The organism is Sorangium sp. So ce1153, assembly GCF_051521595.1.
Classification (GTDB): Bacteria; Myxococcota_A; Polyangia; order Polyangiales; family Polyangiaceae; genus Sorangium.
Genome location: NZ_CP150361.1, coordinates 7,844,433 through 7,865,605 on the forward strand (window position 1 = coordinate 7,844,433; position 21,173 = coordinate 7,865,605).

Annotated in this window: 15 protein-coding genes; 6 read left to right on the forward strand and 9 right to left on the reverse strand. The window is 71.8% G+C overall.

Annotated elements, in window-relative coordinates:
* Positions 1–61: 61 nt before the first annotated feature.
* The 4 genes from WME85_RS28210 to ruvX form a co-directional block, all read right to left on the reverse strand.
* Positions 62–2,311, reverse strand: a complete 2,250-nt coding sequence (locus WME85_RS28210; protein ID WP_437825534.1) for a cyclic nucleotide-binding domain-containing protein — start codon at positions 2,309–2,311, stop codon at positions 62–64.
* Between the two features lie 301 nt (positions 2,312–2,612).
* Positions 2,613–3,953, reverse strand: coding sequence for an FAD-dependent oxidoreductase (locus WME85_RS28215; RefSeq protein WP_437825536.1), 1,341 nt, complete (start codon positions 3,951–3,953; stop codon positions 2,613–2,615).
* Positions 3,950–5,347 carry an FAD-dependent oxidoreductase gene (locus tag WME85_RS28220; protein ID WP_437825538.1) on the reverse strand — a complete coding sequence of 466 codons (1,398 nt, stop codon included), beginning with the start codon at positions 5,345–5,347 and terminating at the stop codon, positions 3,950–3,952. The genes WME85_RS28215 and WME85_RS28220 overlap by 4 nt, the downstream gene beginning before the upstream one ends.
* Before the next feature lie 286 nt (positions 5,348–5,633).
* Positions 5,634–6,059: a Holliday junction resolvase RuvX gene (ruvX, locus tag WME85_RS28225; RefSeq protein ID WP_437302138.1), complete on the reverse strand. Its 426-nt coding sequence runs from the start codon at positions 6,057–6,059 to the stop codon at positions 5,634–5,636.
* A 114-nt stretch (positions 6,060–6,173) separates the two neighbouring features.
* Between ruvX and hisS the strand changes: the two genes are divergently transcribed.
* The 3 genes from hisS to WME85_RS28240 are packed head-to-tail and all read left to right on the forward strand — an operon-like array spanning position 6,174 to position 9,969.
* The gene (gene hisS, locus WME85_RS28230; RefSeq protein ID WP_437825541.1) at positions 6,174–7,463 is read left to right on the forward strand and encodes a histidine--tRNA ligase; all 1,290 of its coding nucleotides are present in this window, start codon (positions 6,174–6,176) and stop codon (positions 7,461–7,463) included.
* Entirely contained in the window at positions 7,460–9,232 is a 1,773-nt protein-coding gene (locus WME85_RS28235; RefSeq protein WP_437825543.1) for a hypothetical protein, read from the forward strand. Before hisS ends, WME85_RS28235 begins: the two co-directional genes overlap by 4 nt.
* Positions 9,233–9,255: 23 nt before the next feature.
* Entirely contained in the window at positions 9,256–9,969 is a 714-nt protein-coding gene (locus tag WME85_RS28240) for a COMM domain-containing protein (protein WP_437825545.1), read from the forward strand.
* Between the two features lie 18 nt (positions 9,970–9,987).
* On the opposite strand, the gene WME85_RS28245 is transcribed toward WME85_RS28240, so the two are convergent.
* The 3 genes from WME85_RS28245 to WME85_RS28255 form a co-directional block, all read right to left on the reverse strand.
* Positions 9,988–12,195, reverse strand: coding sequence for a hybrid sensor histidine kinase/response regulator (locus tag WME85_RS28245; protein WP_437842370.1), 2,208 nt, complete (start codon positions 12,193–12,195; stop codon positions 9,988–9,990).
* A 47-nt stretch (positions 12,196–12,242) separates the two neighbouring features.
* Entirely contained in the window at positions 12,243–14,654 is a 2,412-nt protein-coding gene (locus WME85_RS28250) for a hypothetical protein (protein WP_437825547.1), read from the reverse strand.
* A 71-nt stretch (positions 14,655–14,725) separates the two neighbouring features.
* Positions 14,726–15,220, reverse strand: coding sequence for a nucleotidyl transferase AbiEii/AbiGii toxin family protein (locus tag WME85_RS28255; RefSeq protein WP_437825550.1), 495 nt, complete (start codon positions 15,218–15,220; stop codon positions 14,726–14,728).
* 340 nt (positions 15,221–15,560) lie between these two features.
* On the opposite strand from WME85_RS28255, the gene WME85_RS28260 reads away from it, so the two are divergent.
* On the forward strand, positions 15,561–16,814 hold the full coding sequence (locus tag WME85_RS28260) for an MFS transporter (protein ID WP_437825553.1): 1,254 nt from the start codon (positions 15,561–15,563) through the stop codon (positions 16,812–16,814).
* Positions 16,815–16,960: 146 nt separating this feature from the next.
* Here the strand turns inward: WME85_RS28260 and WME85_RS28265 are convergent, their stop codons facing one another.
* Entirely contained in the window at positions 16,961–17,926 is a 966-nt protein-coding gene (locus tag WME85_RS28265; protein WP_437825555.1) for a hypothetical protein, read from the reverse strand.
* Positions 17,927–18,178: 252 nt separating this feature from the next.
* Here WME85_RS28265 and WME85_RS28270 point away from each other — a divergent pair, with 252 nt between their 5' ends.
* Positions 18,179–18,424 (forward strand): GxxExxY protein, encoded by a 246-nt coding sequence (locus tag WME85_RS28270; protein ID WP_437842371.1) that lies wholly within the window; start codon positions 18,179–18,181, stop codon positions 18,422–18,424.
* Positions 18,425–19,174: 750 nt separating this feature from the next.
* Here the strand turns inward: WME85_RS28270 and WME85_RS28275 are convergent.
* Complete coding sequence (locus WME85_RS28275; RefSeq protein WP_437825557.1) at positions 19,175–20,074, reverse strand: hypothetical protein; 900 nt, start codon at positions 20,072–20,074, stop codon at positions 19,175–19,177.
* A gap of 167 nt (positions 20,075–20,241) precedes the next feature.
* Here WME85_RS28275 and WME85_RS28280 point away from each other — a divergent pair, with 167 nt between their 5' ends.
* A complete protein-coding gene (locus WME85_RS28280; RefSeq protein WP_437825559.1) occupies positions 20,242–21,153 on the forward strand; it encodes an MATE family efflux transporter in 912 nt (303 codons plus the stop codon).
* Positions 21,154–21,173 lie beyond the last annotated feature (20 nt).

Below are 21,173 nucleotides of genomic sequence, written 5' to 3' on the forward strand. Positions count from 1 at the left end.
GAGCGACGGGTGAGGCTGCCCATCTCGCGCCGGCCGCACCTCGTGTGACCGGCGCGGGACCTCAGTAATCCCGATTCCGGCAGAACGCCTTGTACTTCTCCTTCACGAGCTCGATGAAGGCCGGGATCTCCGGCTCCACCGACTCGGCGATCTTCCTTCCGGCCTGGATCTCGACGAGGTTGTACTGCCTCACCGAGGGCGCGAACGTGACCTGGGCGGAAGCGGCCTGACGCGTGCCCGCGTCGCGCATCATGAGGAACATCGAGCGGAGGGCGTCCTGGAAGCGCCCGAGCGGCGAGATCTGGGACAGGATCTCGGTGACCGGCCACTTGTGCTTCTCCCGAGCGAGCCGCGCCGGCGCGGGGATCACGTTCGACGCGATGATGAAATCAGCCCCTTCCTCGACGAGGCAGCTCACCGGCACGTTGTTCATGATGCCGCCGTCCACGTAGCGGATCCCGTCCACGATCTCCGGGACGATCGCCACGGGCACCGCGGTGCTCGCCTTCAGCGCGCGGAGCACAGCGCCGTGACGGAAGACGCACGCCCGGCCGGTCTGGATGTCCACCGCCACGGGGAACGCCGGGATCGGCAGGTCCTGGAGGCGCCGGTGGGGGACCAGGCGATTGCACAACGAGTCCAGGGGCTTCCGTGTGATCGGCGAGAACGCGAGCCGCCACGCGAACTCCGGCGCGCTCTGGATGAGATCGTCCAGCGCCTCCACGCCTCGGCTCGCATAGCCGACGGCGACCACGCTCCCCATGCTGGTCCCCGAGAGCATGTCGATCGGGATGCCCGCCTCAACGAGCGCGCGCACGAGCGGCACGTGCGCGAAGCCCCACGCGGATCCTCCCCCGAGGGCGATCCCGACCGACTGGTGCGTGAGCGTCCGCGCGAGCCGGTGGAGCGCCGTCCGGTTCGCCTGCGTGAGCGACTCGAAGCGCATCTCCGGGGAGATCTGGTCGATCCTCAGACGGATCGCTCCGCTCCGCACGGTCTGCTCCTCCTCGTTGCTGCCCGCCGGTCGCAGCTCGACGTATTGCACCGACGTCAGCTGGGGGGTCTCGATCGGGAACGAGCGCTTCAGGTCCTCCGTGAAATAGACGGTCGACGAGACGCGGTTGTCGATGATCGTGTCCCACACCGGCTCGGCGAGCCACCTGAGCGAGTCGTCGATCCTCGAGTACAGGATCACATACCTGGCCCCGAGCGACCGCACGCGCTCGTCCAGCGCTTCCATGCCGCGCGCCGGGTCTCTCGGGACCTGCAGGCGCAGATCGTCCCCGGCATCGCCGCCGGCCCCTTCGGGCGCGACCTCCAGGGCGACCACCCGCTTCTCGCCGATCGAGGCGAGCGAAGCCTGGATCAGCGACGCCGCGGCGCGCGCGTCGTAGCGCGTGCCGTTCACCAGGAGGATGATGTCCTGCGGCTTCGACAGGGGCTTGTTCGACCCGAGCCGCGCGGCGACCGCGAGGCGGAACGCGCCATCGGCGCGCTTCAGCGCCTCGAGGTCGATGCGAGCGATGGCCAGGACCTCCGTCTCGAGCTTCGCTTCGGCCGACTCGGAGCGCGGCGCCGACGCGAGGAGGTCGGTGTCGCCGAACATGCCGCCTCGCCCGAGCACGACCGTCGTCTCCCGCTCGCCCGACGGCGTCGCGCGGGTCAGCTCCACCTCGCCGCTGACGACGATGTAACACGTCGTCGACGATTCTCCGTCTCGATAGAGGAAAGATCCCGCGGAGAACCGCATCAGCGTCGTCTCCTGCAGGAGCCGGTAACGGAGCACCGAGCTCGTGTTCCGCAGCAGAGGAACGTGCTGCATGATGTCGGCCAGCTCGACGATCCGCCGGTCCTTCGACAGCCGGACGGAGAGCTGCTTGCGCAGCCCGGGCGCCTCGGCGTCCGCGCGGCGGAGCGCCTCGTCGCTCCAGCTCGCGGCCAGGGTGTCCCGCTCGGCGCTGTAGGAGAACAGGTTCGGCTCTCCGGCCAGCAAATTGCCGCCGAAGACCCCTCCGCGCGAGAGCATCCCGGAGACCTCCCGCATCGAGCTCCCCAGATAGGCGCACACCTCGCCCTTGAGAACGAGGTAGAGGTTCTCGGCCTTCGCCCCCTCGGTCCCGATCGTGTGCTCGGCGGGGAAGCGCTCGATCCGGGCCGCTCGAAGCAACGCATCGACGTGCTGCCCGCTCAGCGCGCGGAGGCTCGGCGCAATGGCGATCACCTCCTGGAGTTCGGCTCTCTCGTCCGGGCTCGTCGATGACGTGGAGGCGTTGCCCTTCGAATTATCCGTCCTTGCTGTATTGAGCGTCATCGTCTGTCTTTCCGAGGCTGCTCCGGCCGAGAGCCCACGAGAAGCCGAACGAGCCCCCCGAGCCGGCGCAGATGGTTGGTTGTCCTTGACGTGGCCTCGCCGAACACCAGGGCCCACGACCTACCCCATGTACAAAAGTGCTGGCACTTTAACTGGGATACACCGGCCTGGGGAAGAGCGTTGTTCAGGTCACGCGTCTGTCGCGCTTTACCCTCTCAACCCTCCCCAGCGCTCGACCTCCGCTCCTTCCGTCCGAAACGGCGCACCGTGATGTCGCAGGACCTCCGGCGGCGTGCGCCGCTCAGCGCGCTCTCTGATCGGAGAAGTGCTCGATGACGAGATCCCTCGCGTAGCGCGCGGCGTCCTCGAGGGTCTCGAAGTTCATCGTGCTTCCGGCGAGGTAGATCCCGTCTTTGCCCTGCAAGGCTTCCAGCCGTTCGTAGACCCCCTTGTCCAGGAGCTCCCTCGGGAAATGGGGGAAGTAGGCCCACGTCTTCTTCGTGATCACCTGGAGGATCTTGCCGCCGTGCCGGGCGATGTCCTCCTCGAGCAGCCGGTCCAGCTCTTCCTGCCGCAGCGACCCGTCGGAGATCTGGAAGGTGAGAAACGTGTTGGCGTCGGCGTAGCCGGACCCGATCGAGAGCACGCGCCCCATGTTCCTCCGCCACGTGTTCTCGTAGAGGAGGAGGAGGGTCTGCCTCTCGAGCCCTTCGACCTCGAGCAAGGAGACGACGAATCGATAGGTCCTGAGCTCCTTGATCATCCCCGCCACGTCGGCCGGGAACTCCATGAAGGTCGCGGCCTGGTCCAGGAGGGTGGTGACGATGACGCGGTCGAACGTCTGGACCTCTCCGTTCACCGTCAGCTCGACCCCCTGCGCTGTCCTGGCGAGGCGAGTCACCTCCGAGCGCAGGCGCACGTCGAGCGTGTCCGCGAGCTTGATCCATAGCCGCTGCATTCCCTCCGTGGGGAACAGGAACCCGGGGGAGATGCGAGGGCTCACGGCCTCGCGGGCGGCGTCCCTGAGGACGCCCGTCACGAACCGGTTGAACACCTTGAGGATGTACTGCGCCGGGATCTCCTCGTAGTAGCCGTACCCGCACGCGGCCGTGAACGACCGCAGCAGGTCGGCCAGCGGGGCGAAGCCGTGCGCCTCCGCGAACTCGCTGAAGCTGACGCGCAGCGCGGGCTCCGCCCCGGAATATCCGGGCCGGAACAGCGCCGCGTAGCGGACGCGGACCTTCGCGTAGTTGAGCAGCGAGCGCGCGAGCGCGCCGGCGCCGTATTTCACCTTCGCCACGTCGCGTAACGGTAGGCTCCTCCCGTCCGCCTCGACCTGCATCTTCTTCATCCTGGATGCCTGCAGGGAGATCCCCAGCTCCACGGCGAGCTGATTGAGAATCTCATAGTCGCGGAGGATCCAGATCGCGCCGAGGGCGTAGGAGCGCCCCCCGTGCTCGAAGGCCAGCGTCTTCCCGCCCGCGGAGTCGCCCTGCTCGAACACCGTGACGTCGCGATACCCCAGCTTCTTGAGCGTGTGGGCCGCCGTCAGCCCTGCGGCGCCCGCGCCGACGACGGCGACGCGCAGGTGCTCCAGGCCGGCCCGCGCGCGCGCGCCCCTCGACGATCGCGTCAACCTCATGGCCTCACCTCTGCCAGGGTCTCAGACCGTCGCCTCGCGGGCGATGCCACCGAGGAGGCCGCCCGATCGGAGAAATGTTCGATGACGAGATCCCTCGCGTAGCGCGCCGAGTCCTCGAGGGACTCGAAGCTCATCGTGCCACCGACGAGGAAGATCCCGTCCTTGCCCTGCAAGGCCTCGAGCCGCTCGTAGACCCCCGCGTCCAGGATCTCCCGCGGGAAGTGCGGGAAATAGACCCACGATCGCTTCGCCACGACGCGGACGACCTTCCCGCCGAACCGGGCGACGTCGCCCTCGAGCAGCCGCTCCAGCTCGTCTTCCGACATCGCCCCGTCGGAGAGCTGGTTGGTGGTGAACAGGTTCGTGTCGGCGTAGCGGGTCCCGATCACGAGCATGCGCCCCATGTTCTTCCGGAACATGTTCTCGTAGAAGAACGTCGTATTCTGCCGCTCGACGCCCTCCACCTCGACAAGGGAGATGTGGCATCGATAGGTCCTGAGCCCCTTGATCATGTCCGCCACGTCGGCGGGGAACTCCATGAAGGTCGAGGCCTGGTCCAGGGCGGCGGACACGATGACGCGATCGAACGTCTGCGGCTCTCCGTTTCCGTCGATGGTCAGCTCGATCCCCCGGTCCGTCCGGGCGAGGCGGGTCACCGCCGAGCGCGGGCGCACGTCGAGCTTCTTCGCGAGCTCGGTCCAGATCCGCTGCGACCCGCCCTCCGGGACCACGAGCCCGGGGAGGCTGAGCCCCAGGGCCTCGTTGGCGGCGTCCCTGAGCGCGATCGGCACGATCCAGTGGAACAGCTTGAGGAGGTACTGCGCCGGGACCTCTTCATAATAGCCGTATCCGCACGCCACAGTGAACGCCCGCAGCATGTCGGCCAGCGGGGCGAACCCGTGCGCCTCCGCGAACTCGCTGAAGCTGGCGCGCACAGCGGGCGGCGCGCCGGCGAACCCAGGCTCGAAGGCCCTCGCGTACCGGACTCGGACCTTCGCGTAGTTGAGCAGCGCGCGCGCGACCGCCGGGGCGCCATATTTCTTCCTGGCCACCGCGGCGAACGTCCTCCTGCTCCCGTCCGCCTCGACCTGGTTCTTCTTGATCCGGTAGGCCTTCGTGGCGATGCCGAGCTCCGCGGCGAGCTGATTGACGACCTCGTAATCGCTCGAGAGCCAGATCGCTCCCATCTCGTAGGTGTGCCCGTCGTGCTCCAGGGTGCACGCCTTCCCGCCCACGGCCTCGCCCCGCTCGAACACCGTGACATGGCGGTATCCGAGCTTCTTGAGCGAGTGGGCTGCCGTCAGCCCCGCAGGGCCCGCGCCGATGACGGCGATGCGCAGGCCCTCCAGGCCGACCCGCGCGCGAGCGCCTCCAGGTGTCCGTGTCGCGTTCATGAGTTCCCCTCTGCAATCGTCCGAGGCTGCACTGCCTGGACCGCTCCCTCGATGAGAACGGCCGGAGCTCGCCCAGGTAGCCGAAACCTGGAGGCGCGTCATCCAGGTCACATCGCGCCTCGCGCGCTCAGGTCCCCCCGGCGAGCGCGCGGCGGCGCGCGCGGCCGGCGAGCGCTCGGCGAGCGCTTGCCGACGCGGTCCGGCGAGCGCGCGGCGGCGCTCGCGCCCGGCGAGCGCTCGGCGAGCGCTCGCCGACGCGGTCCGGCGGCGCCCCCGGCGCGACCGCTCAGCCGCCGCGCCGCCCGTCCAGCCACGCCTGGAGCAGCAGCGCCGCCGCCGCCCCGTCGACGCGCTCCTTGCTCTTGCGCCCCGAGACGCCGCCGTCGCGCAGCCGCCGTGCCGCCTCGACCGTGGTCAGCCGCTCGTCGACGAGCTCCACCTCCACGCCGGCCGCGTCGGCCAGCGCCTGGGCGAAGGCGATCGCCCGCCGCGCGGCCGGCCCCTCGTCCCCGTTCATCTCGAGCGGCAGCCCCACCAGGAACCGCGTGATGCCTTCGTCCCGGGCGAGCGCCGCGAGCGCGTCGAGCAGCGCCCTCCGGTTCCGCCCGTCGAGCAGCGGCCGCGGGTGGGCGTAGAGCCCGAGCTCGTCGGTCACGGCCACGCCGACGCGGGCCTTCCCAAGATCGATCGCCGCTGCGCGTGTCTTCTTCATGCCTCTGGAACCAGCACATAGCCCCCGGACGGTGAGCCGGCGAGACCCGAGCGCACCGGGGAGGCATGCGAGCCGCTTGACCCGCTCGCCAGCACCGACCATAAGCGCCGCGCGATGGAACTGCGCGCGGTCAGGGGGATGAACGACATCCTCCCCGAAGAGGTGGAGCGCTGGCACAAGCTCGAGGCGGCCTTCCGCCTCAACGCGGAGCTCCACGGCTACGCCGAGGTGCGCACGCCGCTGCTCGAGCCGACGGAGCTCTTCCGCCACCAGATGGGGGAGACCACGGACGTCGTCGAGAAGGAGATGTACTCCTTCGAGCGTCACGGCGACGCGCTCACGGTGCGGCCCGAGGGCACCGCGGGCGCCGCGCGCGCGTACGTCGAGCACGCGGTCCACGCGAAGGAGCCGGTGACCCGCTGGTACTACATCGGGCCGATGTTCCGCGGCGAGCGGCCGGCGAAGGGGCGCTACCGCCAGTTCTACCAGGCCGGCTGCGAGCTCTTCGGCGATCCGGGGCCGCTCTGCGACGCCGAGACGATCGACCTCATCGCGGGCTTCCTGGAGCGCATCGGCATCACCGACTTCGTCGTCCACGTGAACTCGCTCGGCAGCGCGGGCACGCGCGAGCGCTACCGCGAGGCGCTGCTCGCCCACTACACCCCGCGCAAGGCCAACCTCAGCGAGGACTCGCAGCGCCGCCTCGAGAAGAACCCGCTGCGCATCCTCGACTCGAAGGACCCGCGCGACCACGACGTGTCGCGCGACGCGCCGTCGATCCTCGACCTGCTCGACGACGCGGACCGGGCGCACTGGGACGGCGTGCTCCGCTGCCTCGACGTGCTCGGCGTGAACTACGTCATCGACCGGTCGCTCGTGCGCGGCCTCGACTACTACACGCGCACGCTCTTCGAGGTGAAGGCGACCTCGGGCGATCTCGGCTCGCAGAGCACGCTCGGGGGCGGCGGCCGCTACGACAACATGGTCGCGGGGCTCGGCGGGCCGAGCGTGCCGGCGATCGGCTTCGCGATGGGGATGGAGCGGCTGCTCACGCTGATGCCCGGCGACACGGCGCGCCGGAGGCCCGGCTGCTTCCTCGCCCCGCTCGGCCAGGTGGGCGCGGACCGGGCGCTCGTCCTGGCGAAGCAGCTGCGCGCGCTCGGCGTCTCGGTCGAGCTCGACGGGCGCGGCGGGCGGCTCAAGTCGATGCTCCGGCGCGCGGACGCCGTGGGCGCGCGGCTCTGCGTGATCCTGGGCGACTCGGAGATCGAGCGCGGCGTGCTCCAGATCAAGGATCTCGCGGCGCACGTACAGGACGAGATCCCGCTCGAGGGCGCGGCGCGCGTGCTCGCGGACCGGGCGCTCGAGTCATCACCCGGCGGCGGCCAGCGGGGAGCGCGTTGACCTACAAGGCGAAGGGAGAGCAGGGCTGCTGGCAGGGCGCGCGCGGCGCGCCGGCGCGCGAGGCGAGGGGCGGCGTGCGGGGCGCAATGCTCGCGGCCGCGCTCGCGGCGCTCGCCGCGCCGTCCGTCGCGGCGGCGCAGGTCGGCTTCGGCCAGCCCGGCATGGGGCCGCCCCCCACGAGCTCGAGCCCGCCGAAGCCGCCGCCCGGCACGCCGGAGACGCACGCCGCGCCGACGTCCGAGGAGAGCCCGATCCAGACCCAGGAGCCGACGCTGCCGCAGGACCCGCTGGCGGTGCCGCCGTCGGTCAAGAAGCAGATCGGCACGAACGACACCGGCGAGTGGGAGCGCGGGCGCGCCGAGGAGATCCAGCGCGACTGGTACGGGCTCTACTACGGCGAGCGCAGCGGCAAGTACCAGTTCCGGACGCTCTTCCCCCTCTGGGCGGAGCGCAAGATGCCGGGCGATCGCGCCACGATGGTGACGCCGCTCTACTACAACCGGCGGAGCAAGGACGTCGATGCCGACGTGCTCTTCCCGTTCTTCTGGAAGCTCCGGGACGAGAACACCTACACGACGATCGTCGGCCCGTTCATGCACCGCGAGTCCGAGGGGCGCCCCGCGAGCCCCGGGCGCAAGGCGGAGCCGGGCCGGCACGACAACTGGCTCGCGCCGCTCTTCTTCGAGGGCAAGAGCGACGACGGGAGCGGCTACTTCCACATCCCTCCCCTGCTGACGTTCACGCACCACACGGCGCGGAGCGGCTTCAACCTCGTCGGCCCCCTCTTCTGCAGCTGGAAGGGCGGCCCCGCGTGCGACGCGCGCACGGCCGACAAGATCGATCTCGGCCTGGCCCCGCTCTACTTCTACGGCCGCGACGAGAGCAGCGAGTACGAGGTGATCCCGCCGCTCCTGCACTACTACCATTACAGCGACGTCGGCGACCGCTCGACGAACCTGTGGGGGCCGCTGCTGTGGCAGCACTCGCGCCAGGGTGACGTGTTCAACGTCATGCCGTTCTACTGGCACAGCTGGGGCAAGAACCACGACCGGACGACGCTGTTCCCGTTCTTCCACTACGGGGTCGAGGGCAACTCGAACCTGCTCATCACGCCGCTCTTCGTGAAGGCGCGCGGCGAGGAGGGGGAGAGCACCTTCGCGACCTGGGGCTACGCTCGCTACCGAGGGCGGACGGAGCTCGACATGATCACGCCGCTCTTCTGGCAGTACCGCGATCCGGACATCGACCTCGAGCGGACGATGCTGCTGCCGTTCTATTACCGGAACACCTCGCCGCGCAGCGACGACCTCGCCCTGTTCCCGCTCTACGGCCGCTTCAAGCGCCACGGGCTGAGCGACACGACGTGGCTCACGCCGCTCATCCGCCACACGCGGGATCTCACCGGCTGGGAGACGGACATCTATCCGTTCTTCTACGCGGGGCGCGAGCGCGACGCGACGCACCTCGTCGTCGCGCCGTTCCTCTGGGACTTCGCGTCGCCGACGTCGCGCACCACGGTGGTGCTGCCGCTCTTCTTCCGGTTCGCGGACCAGAACTCGGTCACGCAGCTCGCGCTCAACACGTTCTACAAGGAGCAGCGCGGGCGGCGAGGCAAGGAGTGGGAGTTCCACTTCTTCCCCGTGTTCTCGTACGGCGAGACGCCGGAGGGGCACTGGTGGAACGTCCTGTACGGGCTCGCCGGGTACACGCGCCAGGGCACGATGTCGAAGATGCGCGCCCTCTACGTCCCGATCCAGCTGAGCGACTGAGCGCGGCGGCGGCGGCGGCGGCGATGTCATCGTCGTGCGCGCGCGTGACGATGGACATCGACGCGGAGCTCGGCGAGTGTTGCGCGGGTGTTGACGAGGTCGCGATGAGCACGCCGGCGCACGAGGCGCCCTCCCCTCGCGCCGGGCTCCGCAGCCTGGGCGGGCAGCCGCCGCCCCCGGAGCTCGCCGCCGACCTGCGCCGGCTCCTGGAGCTGCCCGAGGCCGCGCGGCGGCGCCTCTGGGAGGCGCTCGGGCCCAGCCTCGGCGAGCCGGTCCCCGCCGCCGTGGAGCGGCACCTCGACGAGTTCTGCCGCCGCCACGAGATCGCGTCCGAGCCGCTCGCCCGCGTGCTCAAGGCGTGCCGCTTCCTGGTCCGCGAGGCGAGCAAGCTCGACCTCGACCCCGCCGCGCTCGCGACCGACCTCGCGGTGCTCGTGCCCGTGGAGGAGGCCGAGGAGATCCAGGCGATCCTGCTCGCCGGCTACGACCAGGCCCGCGCGCTCGTGCGGCGCGAGATCGTGCGCGGCGCGCTGCTCGACCACGGCAAGCTGCTCACCGGCGTCGACTGGCGCGTCGACGCGATCACGGCCGCGAGCCGCGGGGCGAAGATCGCGGCGCCCGTCGTCCTGCTCACGCTGAGCTACCAGGAGGGCGAGGCCCGCTCTCGCATCACGCTCCAGGCCACCCCCGATCTCCTGCGGGAGCTCCAGCGGGTCTGCGCGCAGATCCTCGGCTGAGCGAGCCCCCCTCGCGCGCTACCTGCCGCCGCTGCCGCCGCCGCCGCTGCTCGGCGCCCCGGCGCGGTTCGTCGAGACGACCTCGGCGATCGCGGACAGCGCGTCCTCGGCGGAGAACGGCTTGTCCAGGAGCGGGCGGCCGGACGAGGCGAGGAACCGCTCGACGTCCGCGCCGAAGCCCACGCCGGTCATGAAGATGAACCCCTGCGCGAGCGCCGGGTCGCTCTCGCGCACCCGCGTGTAGAACACGTCGCCCGACATGCCGGGCATCCGCAGGTCGCAGAGCACGACGTCGAAGCGCTGGCCGGCGGCGAGCATCCCCATCGCCGCGTCCGCGCTCGGCGCGAGCGCCACCTGGTGCACGCGGCCGAGCTGCTCGGACAGCGCGCGCGCGAGCGACGGCTCGTCCTCCACCACGAGCACCCGCGCCCGCTTCGAGACGAGCCGCGGCACCGGCGACACGCTCGGCGTGTCCTCCTCCGTGCGACCCGCCGCGGGGAGCGAGATGACGAAGCGCGCGCCGCCCGGCGGCTCGCTCCCCGGGACCGGGCTCTCGGCCGTGATCTGGCCGCCCGCGCGCTCGATGATCTCGCGGCTGATCGACAGGCCGAGCCCGGTGCCGACCTCGGGCCCCTTCGTCGTGAAGAACGGCGCCCAGATGCGCGGCAGGTTCTCCTCCGCGATGCCGGCGCCCGTGTCGCTCACCACGATCTCGACCGTCTCGCCGTCGCTCCGCGTCTCGACGGTCACCGTCTGATCGCGCGCCTCGAGCTTCGAGCTCGGCTTCGGGATCGCCTGCGCCGCGTTGACGAGGAGGTTCACGATGACCTGCCCGAGCCGCCCGTCCTCCATGAGGACCGGCGGCACCTCGGACAGGTTCTTCACGATCTGCGCCCGCTCGATGATCTGGCCGCGCGTGAGGCTCAGCGCCGACTCCACGGTGCGGTTCGCGTCCGTCAGCGCGCGCCGCGAGCCCTCGGGCTGCGGCGGGCTCGCGAACAGCTTGAGGTCGCGGACGATGTCGACGATGCGCTTGATGGAGTCGCGCAGCTCCTGGAGCAGCTCGGACGCGCTCGAGGCGGCGGGGCCCTCCATGCGCACGTTCGGCCCGCGCAGGAGGCGATCGAGCATGTCGAGGCCGAGCAGGATGAACGCCGCGGGGTTGTTGATCTCGTGGGCGACGCCGGCCGAGAGCGTGCCGAGCGTCGACAGCCGATCGACCTGGATGAGCCGGGTGCGGGCCGCGTGCTCGGTGCTCACGTCCGCGAGCACGCCCTCGATCGCCACCACGCGGCCGCGGTCGGACACGAGCGGGTACACCGTGCCGCGCGCCGTGATCGCGTCGCCGCCCCGCCGGCGGAGGCGCGCCTCGTACGAAGCCGACGGCGCGCCGAGCTTGGCCCGCGCGACGGCGTCCTCGAAGCACATCACCCCCTCCGGGTCGGCGTGCGCCTCCCCGAGGAAGCCCGGCGTCTTCAGCGCCTCGGCCACCGGCACGCCGAGGAGCCGCTCGGCGTGGCGGTTCAGGAACGAGAGCTCGCCCGTCTCGGGGTCGAGGCGGAAGATGATGAGCGGCGCGTTGTCGAGCAGGTTCCGGTGCTGCTCCTCGAGCTCGCGGATGCGCAGGAGCCGCTCGGCGGCCTCGCGCTCGCCGGCGACCACGCGCAGCGAGCGGTCGAGGCCGGCGCCGAGCGCCTCGGCGAGCTCCTCGAGGAGCGCGGCCGGCGCGGCGGCCGCGGCGGCGGCCTCGCCGTAGCCGAGCACGAGCGCCGCGACGACGGCGCTGCCCGGCCCTGAGGAGCGCGCGCCGGGCTGGCCGGGCTCGGCGCCGGGCGGCGCGCTCCGCACCGGGAGCGCGACGTACGACAGGCACCCCTCGGCGGCCCCCATCTTGTCGAGCGCGTCGCCCGCGCGGGTGTCGTCGCAGGAGAACGCCTTCCCCTCGCCGAACACCCGCCGGAAGAGGGCCGCGGGCGCGGGCAGCCGCGCGCCGAACGGCGCGGCGGCGAGCGTGTCGGCGCGGAAGACGGCGTAGGCGCGGAGCTCCCCCTCGGGCTCCGGGAACAACACCGCGAAGAGCTGGAACGGGGCGAACCGGCCCACGGCGCCGGCGAGCTCCTCGAGCGGCCTCGGCAGCAGCAGGTTCGAGTGGCGGGCCACGACGGTGAGGACGGCGTTCAGCGCGACGAGGCGACTGGACCTCTCGCTCGCGGGCGCATCGTGCATTTCCACGACATCTCACCACGGCAGCGCGCAGGAACGAGAGGCATTCTTCACTTTTGTCCGCCCGGCGGCTCCGGGGCGCCTGCCGGGGACGCCGCCCGGGACGCCGCCCGGTCGCAGCGCTCGAGCAGGCGCAGGGCCGCGTCCCGGCGCTCCTCGCTCACGGCGGGCCCGGCGCCCGCCGCCCCGTCGTGGGCCGCGTACTGGGCGAACATGCGGCGCGCCGTCTCGACGTCGTCGAGCCCGCACGCCACCACCAGCCTCAGCCGCTCGGCCTCGATCCAGACGCGCTGGACGGGCAGGTGGGCCGCGAGCGCCCGGTCCAGGCGATCGGCGGCTTCATCGAAGCGGCCGTCGTTCAGGTACTGGCGGCCGAGCAGGTAGCTCGGCAGGCCGTCGCCGGGCGCCTGCGCGGCCCAGGCGCCGAGGAGCTCGGCCGCGCGGAGCCGGTCCGGGGCGCCGCCGCGGGTCCCGATCAAGAGCTCGACCACGGCCGCGCGCGCGCGGTCGTCGTGCGCGGCGGCGATCTTGACGTCCAGCGTCCGGAGCCGGTCCTCGTCGACGAGCCGCCCGGCGACCTCGCCGTACCACCTCGCCGCGCGCTCCCGCTCGCCCGCGGCGAGCGCTACATCGCCGAGCCGCTCCGCGGCGCGGTCGCGCAGGTGCCGAGGGATCGCCGCGTCCCCGGCGATGCCCTCCAGCTCGCGGACGCCCTCGCTCCGGCTCGCGGGCGCGTCGCTCGCGAGCCGCGTCTCGGCGATCGCGACCCGGGCCGCGGGGCTCTGGTCGAGCGCGAGCACGCGCCGGTACTCGGCGATGGCGCCCTCGTGATCGCCGCGCGCGCGCAGCTGCTCTGCCTTCTGCGTGCACGCGTCGACCACGTGCGGGCAGCGCCGCTCGAAGACGGCGGGCCTGTCGAAGCGGGCCTTCGCCTGCGCCCTGGCGGCGTCGGGCAGCGACAGCGCGTCGAGGTCGGCGTGCCACGCGCGCTCCATGTCCCCCCACGACGCGCCGGTGATCTCCGGCAGCGGCTTCCCGCCGTACCACGCGCGCACCGCGGCGGGGCCGTAGGTCTCGCGCACGTGGCCGACGAAGGCGCCGCTCACCGTGTAGGCGGTCGACGAGTTCTCGGCGAGGAAGCCGAGCGCGAAGAGGCGCGAGAGCGGCGGCAGGATCCCGAGGTCTTTCATGGCCTTGGCCCACCCGCGCGGGCTCAGGTCCTCGGCTTCCCTTGGCGAGCCGGCGACGGCGATCCCCTCGATGAGCCCCGGGTCGGGCAGCCACCCGCCGAGCCGCCCGGCGATCTTGAACGGGCCGCGGGCGAAGGCGCCGGCGAGCACGTGCATGATCTCGTGCCCGAGCGTCGGGTGCGGGTAGCCGGCGGCCTGCAGGTACACCTCGCGGCGCCACGGCTTCGCGACGTACGTGCGCGACGCGCCCATGAGCGCGCCCTTCTGCGCCGCGCTCTCGAACAGGTAGGCGCGGACCCGGAGCGGCTGGCCCGCCACCTCCGCGGGCGCTCCGAGCCAGCGCTCGCCGGCCTCGATGTGGGCGTCGCACTCGCGCACGAAGCGCTGGACGTCGGCCTCGCGCATCCCGCGCGGGTAGACGACCTCGCAGCGCTGGCCTCGCGAGAGCGCGCCGAGCTCGGCCGCGATGCTCTCGGAGGTCTGGAAGTGGCCGAGGCGCGCGCCCTCCGCGAGCGTGCCGGCGCTCAGCGCGGCGCTCGCGGCGCCGAGCAGGAGCAGCCCGGGGCGGCCTTGCGGCTGGAACGACACCCGGCCGCTCGCGTCGTGGACGAGGTGCTGCGCGAGGACGGACGCGGCGAACAGGGTGGCGAGGGTCCCGGCGCGGTAGGTGAGCAGCCCGGAGGCGTCGACGATCGTGTCGTAGAGGGTGCCGCTGAAGAAGCCGACGAAGGGGTCGTAGGCGAAGACGATCGGGCTGGTGTAGAACCGGACGGCGCTCACGCCGGCGGAGGCGAGCGGGGCGGCGAGCGCGGCGAGGACGGCGACGAGCCGGCGGCGCCACGGCGGCCACGGCGAGCGCGGGGGCGCGCCCTCGTCGCGGCGGATGCCGGCGGCGAGCTCGCCCGCGACGGCGCCCCAGGCGCCGCCGAGCGCGGCGCCGAGCCCGGGCCCGAGGGCGAAGTGGGCGGAGCCGCCGAGCGCGTCGCAGAAGCCGGCGCGGAGGCCGTGCGCCAGCGTGGTGGCGAACGCGACGAGGGCGAGGAGGGCGCCGTTCGCGATGCCGCGGCGGAACGCCTCGACCGGCGGGGGCCTGTGGGCGGCGACGTCGAGCGCGGTCGCGATCGCCGCGGCGCCTGGCACGAGGAGGCCCGCGGCGAGCGCGCTCTCGTAGCCGGGTCCGTCGAAGAGGGGCAGGAAGCCGACGAGCGCCATCGCGATCGCGACGAGCGCTGCGCCGATCCTGGTGGCCGGTGAACGCAGCAGCGTGGGCATGGGCGCGTGGGGCTCCGGGGCTGCCTAGTAGCCGCGGTGGAGCTCCGAGGCGAGCGGGATGCGGCGGCTCTTCACTTCGTCTGGCGGAGAGCGTCCAGGGCTGCACGGAGCACCGCGGCGTCGGCCCGGTCCTTGTCGCGCATACCCTCCTTCGTCTTCAGCAATCCTTCGAGCCCGAGCACCCGTAGGCGCACACCGTCGACGAGCCGCTCCTCCACGTAGGGCTCGAGCTCGGCCCATGCGTGGCCGCAGGCCGACGGCATGACGTCGATGGTGAACTCGTCGTTGACCCGGATGGCGTACGGACCTTCGCGCTCAAATACATCCTCCTCGCCGACGAGCTCGCGCGTCGCACCGTCGGGCAGCCGGGCGAGCGCCGCGATCCAGCGCTTTGCGTTCTCGGTGGACGGATCCACGAGGATATCGACGTCCTCCGAAAATCTGACGAACCCGTGCGCGGCGATCGCATAGCCACCGATCAACGCCCAGCGTACCCCTGCCTCATCGAGGTAGCGGGCAAGCAATTTGACGTCCTCCCAGGTGGCTGGGCGCGTGTACTCAGCCATGGCGCGCGCGCTCGATCATGGCGTCAACGGTCCAGCGCAGCCTGTCGGCCTCCATCTCGGCGTGGCTCCGGTACATGAAGATTCCCTTGGGCGCCCGTGTTCGATACTGCGCCATGGCGGCGAGAGCGTCGCGCGATTCGGGCGGCGGGGGCTGGCCGAGCGGCGGAGCCGTGCGTCGACCCACGACACGGAGGAAGACCTCACCTGTACGATCGTCACGATCCATGGTTGTCGTGTAGCACGCCTTCACGGGCCAGCCGGGCGCTCCCCGCTCGAGGCATGCGATCCTGGTGTAGACTCCGCTCCCCTCCCCCTTTCCTTTCTGCTCTGCTGCGCCCCCATGTCTTCCCCTCCCCGCGAAGGCCTCTCTCGCAACCCCGATTTCCTGCGCCTCTGGGCGGCGCAGGCGGTGAGCGCCCTGGGCAGCCGCGTCAGCCGGACGGCGCTGCCCGTGATCGCCATCCTGAGCCTCGGGGCCGACGCGGCGGCCCTCTCGGTCCTCTCGGCCCTGTCCACCGCGCCCGGCGTCCTCGTGGGGCTCTTCGCCGGCGGGCTCGTCGATCGCTCGCGCAAGCGGCCGCTCCTCATCGGCGCGGATCTCGTGCGCGCGGCGCTCATCCTCTCGGTCCCGATCGCGTCCTGGGCCGGCGGGCTCGGCATGCTCCAGCTCTGTGCGGTGGCCGCGCTGGTCGGCATGGCCACGTCGCTGTTCCAGATCGCCGACAACGCCTATCTGCCGGCGCTCGTCGGGCAGGACCACCTGGTCGAGGCGAACGCCAGGCTGGAGGGGACCGAGGCGGCGGCGGAGATCGCCGGCCCCGGGGCGGCGGGCCTCCTGATCCAGCTGCTCACCGCGCCGGTGACGATGGTGGCGGACGCGCTTTCCTATCTCTGGTCGGCGGCGCTCCTCGGGCGCATCCGGTCGGTGGAGGCGCCGGCGCTCCCCGACCCCGGCGCGGGCGCGGCGGGCCCCTCGCTGCTCGAGGATCTGCGGGTGGGGCTGCGCCACGGCCTCGGCCACCCCGTGGTCGGGGCGACGTTCCTGGCGCTCGGCGTTCAGGCCTTCTTCGTCGGCGGGGTCTTCCTCGCGCTGTACATGCTCTACCTCCTGGAGCACCTGCGGCTCTCGCCCGCCGCCGTCGGGCTGATCATCAGCATGGGCGGCGTGGGCGCGCTCGGCGGCAGCGTGATCGCGGGCTGGCTCGGCCGCCGCCTCGGCGCGGGGCCGGCCATGATCCTGAGCCTCGCCGCGGCGCAGGGCGGCTGCGTGCTCATCCCGCTGGCCGCGCGGCTCGGACAGCTCGCCGTCCCGGCCCTCGTCGTCCACCAGCTCGTCGGCGACGGGTTCATGATGGCGTTCATGATCCACGCGGTGAGCGCCCGTCAATCGATGCTGCCCTTGAACGTGCTCGGCCGGGTGAACGCCACGCTTCACGTGCTCACGGGCGCGCTGCTGCCGGCGGGCGCGCTGGCGGCGGGCTGGCTCGCCGGCCGCATCGGCGTCGAGGCGGCGGTGTGGGTCGGCGTGCTCGGCGGCCTCGCCGCGCCGCTCCTGCTGCTGCGCCCCGCCGTCTGGCGGCTGCGGGCGGCCTGAGGGCGCTCGCTCGATCCTGCCATCGGGATGCCGCTCCGGAGCCCGCCGCGTGAAGTGGCACCATCGAGTCGACCCAACGTCATGACGACGATCAGCGGGCCAGGCCCGTCTGACTCATCGCCTTGCTGGGCTGCATACGTCAACCATCAGGAGAGCACTTCGGTGGCAGTCTTCGCCTCGAGGACGTTATCGATCCAGCGGTCGAGGGTCGCAACATCCGTGCATGTCTGGATGCGCGCGCTCTCGACATCGGCGAGCACGATCCCTGCGCGCGCAAGCAGCCGCAGCAGCGTGTCCCGCTTGCCCTTGAGCTCGCCCTCACGTAACCCCTTCAGCTCGCCCTCACGTATCCCCTCGAGCTTGCCCTCACGTATCCCCTCGAGCTTGCCCTCACGTATCCCCTCGAGCTTGCCGCGATCGATGAGCTTCTGCACGAATGGGGGAATGGTCGCCTCGCCTTCGATCTGCCGTTCCATGACCAATGCCTCCAGAGCCTGCCGCATGGGCTCACGCAACCCGTTCCAGATGAGCTGAAAGTAGACCAGCGCGTGCTCCTGGTCGAGCCGGCCGAGGGCAACGAGCGCCGTCCGGATCACGGTGAGCCCGTTCGGCCCGTTGCCGTGCGCCACCGCCGAGAGCACGGCGAGCTCCGGCTCGCCCTCCGCGTCGGCTGGGTCGGTGATCTCGGGCACGACGGCCGGACCGAGCACCAGCGGCTCGACGTTGCCGAGGCCCAGGCCGAGGTCGATGTTCTCCGCCGCCCAGGCCGCCACGCCGGCGTCCGGCGCGACAACGAGGACGATCGTGTCGCAGCGCTTCCTGGCGCGCACGACCGTGACGTACGTCGGCCACGAGAACTTCTTGTCCGGGTCCACGTCGCGCTGGACCTCGAAGACGATTGCCAGCACGAGCGCGCCGCTCGCGTCTCGGAGTTCGAGCACCAGATCGGCGCGGAACTCCACCGGGATGAGCTGGTCGAGCGACGACTCGACCACCGCGATCGAGGCGTGCGGCGGCACCGCGATGTGGAAGAGCGTCTCGAGCAAGCGCGGCGCAAGCTCCGGGTGCTCGCGGAACATCTCGACGAGGGCGTTGTGCTCGAGCGTCGGCATGACGCTCTGCCTTGAGCACACCCCATGCCGGCACAAAAGGACGGGAGAACGCGAGGAGAGCTCCAGCTCAGGGGTGGCGGCGCCATGGCGGAGGGTGACCGCCACCGCTCCCCGCTCCGCATGCCACGCCAGCCCGACGTCCTGCCGGTCCGCCGCGGCGCGCAGCACCGCCGGCAGCAGCGGATCGTTGGGCGGGAGACAGAGAAAAAGAGAGAGTACGCAGGGAGGCGGGGAGGAGAGAGCGTCGATCATATGCTGCCAGTCCATGAAGCTCAGGTGCTCACGTACCTGAAGTTGACGGACCTGGACGTCGGACTGCTCGTCAACTTCAACACACCGGTGCTCCGCCGCGGGGTCCGCCGCCTGGTACGCTGCGGCGCGGAGGCTGTCCGGCTCGCCCGGTTTCGCCGCGAAGACGACCACTCCGGGACCACCAGCCACCCTGCATCGACCCAACCCGAAGCAGCCGGCTCTGAGACTGCTGGTTCGAACGACTGATCCCGGCTCTCGCCTCCCCGCCTCCCCCCCTCCCCGCCTCCCTGTGAATCTCTCCCTCTCTCTCTCTCTCTCTTCCTCTCCGTCCAGCTATCAGTCGATCGGCCAACCGATCCCGCCGGACCAGGTCTGGTGCGATCCGGGCCCGGTCCGGCGGTTTCGAGATCGACCGAGCCCGCCAAATCGCCGGCCAGCTGCGCCGCAGAACGGTTCGTGATGCCTCGAGCGTGGTTGCCTCCGCGCGGCAGCGTGACGCCGCGCGTGAGGTGGATGGCCGTCGTTCGGGTGTGCCTCCGCGCAAACAGCATCGCACGGGCGGCGGTATCGACCATTGCCTCGCTGATTGGAATCACCAGGAGTCCGCTCGTACAGCTGCACGGTCCTGCGTCAGCGCCGTACCGGACGTACCGCTGGAGCCCCCCGTGGCGCAATAACTTGTCGGATGACGCAAACCATTGCGGCAGTGGGCAAGCGGTTGCGGCCCCCCGCTGCGCGTTGGCGCCGCGGGGGGGATCCGTCGCTCACCCGCTGTCTGTGCGCCTGGACGCGAGATCTGCGTTGGCGGCGCGGTGTCCTGAGCTACATCGGCGGCCCCCTCGGCCGACCTCCAGACCCCCTCCGCCGCTCTCGAGACCCCCCTCGGCCGACCTCCGGCCCCCCTGCCCCGCCCCCCGGATCGGTTTTCCGCTCCCCCGCGCCGTCTCTCCGGCGTCCTGCGCCCGCCCCCCGGCAGCGCGACCGCCCCCGCGCGCCTCAGCCGAGCAGCGGCTCCGCGCCGGCGACGTCGCCCTCGGCGTCCTCGTCGGCCTCGTCGAGCGACGCGTCCTCCTCGACCACCTCGCCCGGGGCGGCCGCCGTGCGCTTCACGGTCGTGAGGCCGAGCTGGATCTGCGCCTTGACCGGGAAGACTTGCCGGAGCGTCGTCGCCCAGTCGTTGAACCAGTCGCGCAGGCCCTCGATCCCCTCCCGCTGCTCCTTCCGGGCCCTCGCCAGCTCGGCCGCCGACACCCGGGGCGACTGCGCCGGCGCGCCGGCGCCCACCTCCAGCTTGCCGAGCAGCTCGCGCACCTGCTGCACCCGCGCCTCGGTCAACCCGCGGGTGGCGAGCGTCTTGTGGACCTTCTTCGCGTCGCCGTCGCTGTTCCTCGCGAGCCCCTCGACCCGGCGGAGGAACGTCGCGACCGACATGACCACCGCCGGCCCGAGCGGCTGCTGCTCCAGGTTCTTGAAGAACGCGGCCTCGAAGGCGTCGCGGCGCTCGCGCGGCACGACGCGGCGGATGATCGCGCGGGTGCGCGGGAACCACGTGTTCTCGAAGGTATCGACCTCCTGGAGCAACCGCAGCCGCTCGGCGCCCTCGACGTTCCCGCCGGTCGACGCCTCCACGAACAGGTGCTCGAGCGGGCGCTGCTCGCCCGAGGCGAGCTTGAGCAGCCGCCACCCCTCGCGGTGCTCGTCGGGCGCGTAACCCTCGCGACGCGCGCGCGCGCCGAACGGCGCGGCCTGGACGTTGACCAGGAACCTGAGCGCGCGACCCAGGAGGTCGTGCTCGGCCGCGGTGAGCACCAGCGGCAAGGACACCTCGGACGGCTCGGAGGTCGCGGCCTGCGCTCCCGGATTCTTCGGGGCGCTCGCCGACTTTGCTTTCGCCATGTCGTTCTCCTCGCCGGCGCGTGCTGGCAGAGCCGCGCTCGGCGGCCGCCGCCGACTGCAAGCTGCGCGCCAGGGGGAGTGGATTGTCACCGCGCGTTCGCTACGTTACCCGGCCCGACCAGACCCCCGCCACGCTCCGCTCGGCTCGCTCGTGAGCAAGGAGCCTGATGCTCGATCCGCTGCTCATCTTCGGTCGGCTGGGGCTGCCGAAGCTCGGCCTGAACGGGACGGCCTGGGCCACGCTCGTCTCTCAGATCCTCCTGCTCGTCGCGCTCAACATGCACCTCCACGCCCGGAAATCTCCGATCGCGCCGAGGTGGCCGCGCTTCAGCCAGCTCGGTCCGACGATCCGGAAGACCTGCCGTATCGGCGTGCCAGCGTCCGTTCAGCAATCGGTCGTCTCGCTGGGCATGGTGGTGGTGACCGGGCTCGTGAACGGGTTCGGAGAGGTCGCGACAGCGGCGTTCGGCGCGGCCTCGCGCATCGACCAGATCGCCGTCATCCCCGCGGTCACCCTGGGAATGGCGATATCGACGCTCGCCGGGCAGAACCTCGGCGCCGGGCACCACGGCCGCGTGCGCGAGATCTTCACGTGGGGCTGCGTGCTCAGCGGCGGGATGACGCTCGTGATCTCGGCGGTGACCCTCCTGTTCCCCGAGGCGCTCCTCCGGCTGTTCATCAGCGATCCGGTCGTCGTCGGGCTCGGCGTCTCGTACCTGCACGTCGTGGGCGCGTGTTACGTCTTCTTCGGCCTCTCCTTCGTGAGCAACGGCATCATCAACGGCGCTGGCGCGACGGTCGTCACGACCGTGATCTCCGTGCTGAGCCTCTGGGTGATCCGGGCCCCCCTCGCCTACTGGCTCTCTCGCGAGCTGAACAGCGTGCAGGGCGTCTGGTACGCGATCGCGGCGAGCTTCGTCGTGTCGCTGATCGCCAGCATGGCGTACGACTTCTCGGGGCGCTGGAAGCGGGCCCTCGTCCACAAGGCCGCTCCGGCCGCCCCCGGCGCCGCCCCGGCCGACGCGACGCGAGGCGCCGACCCCGCCAGGGCCTTCGCGAACGAGGTCGGCGAGGCCTGAGCCGCGGCGCCCCGGCGACA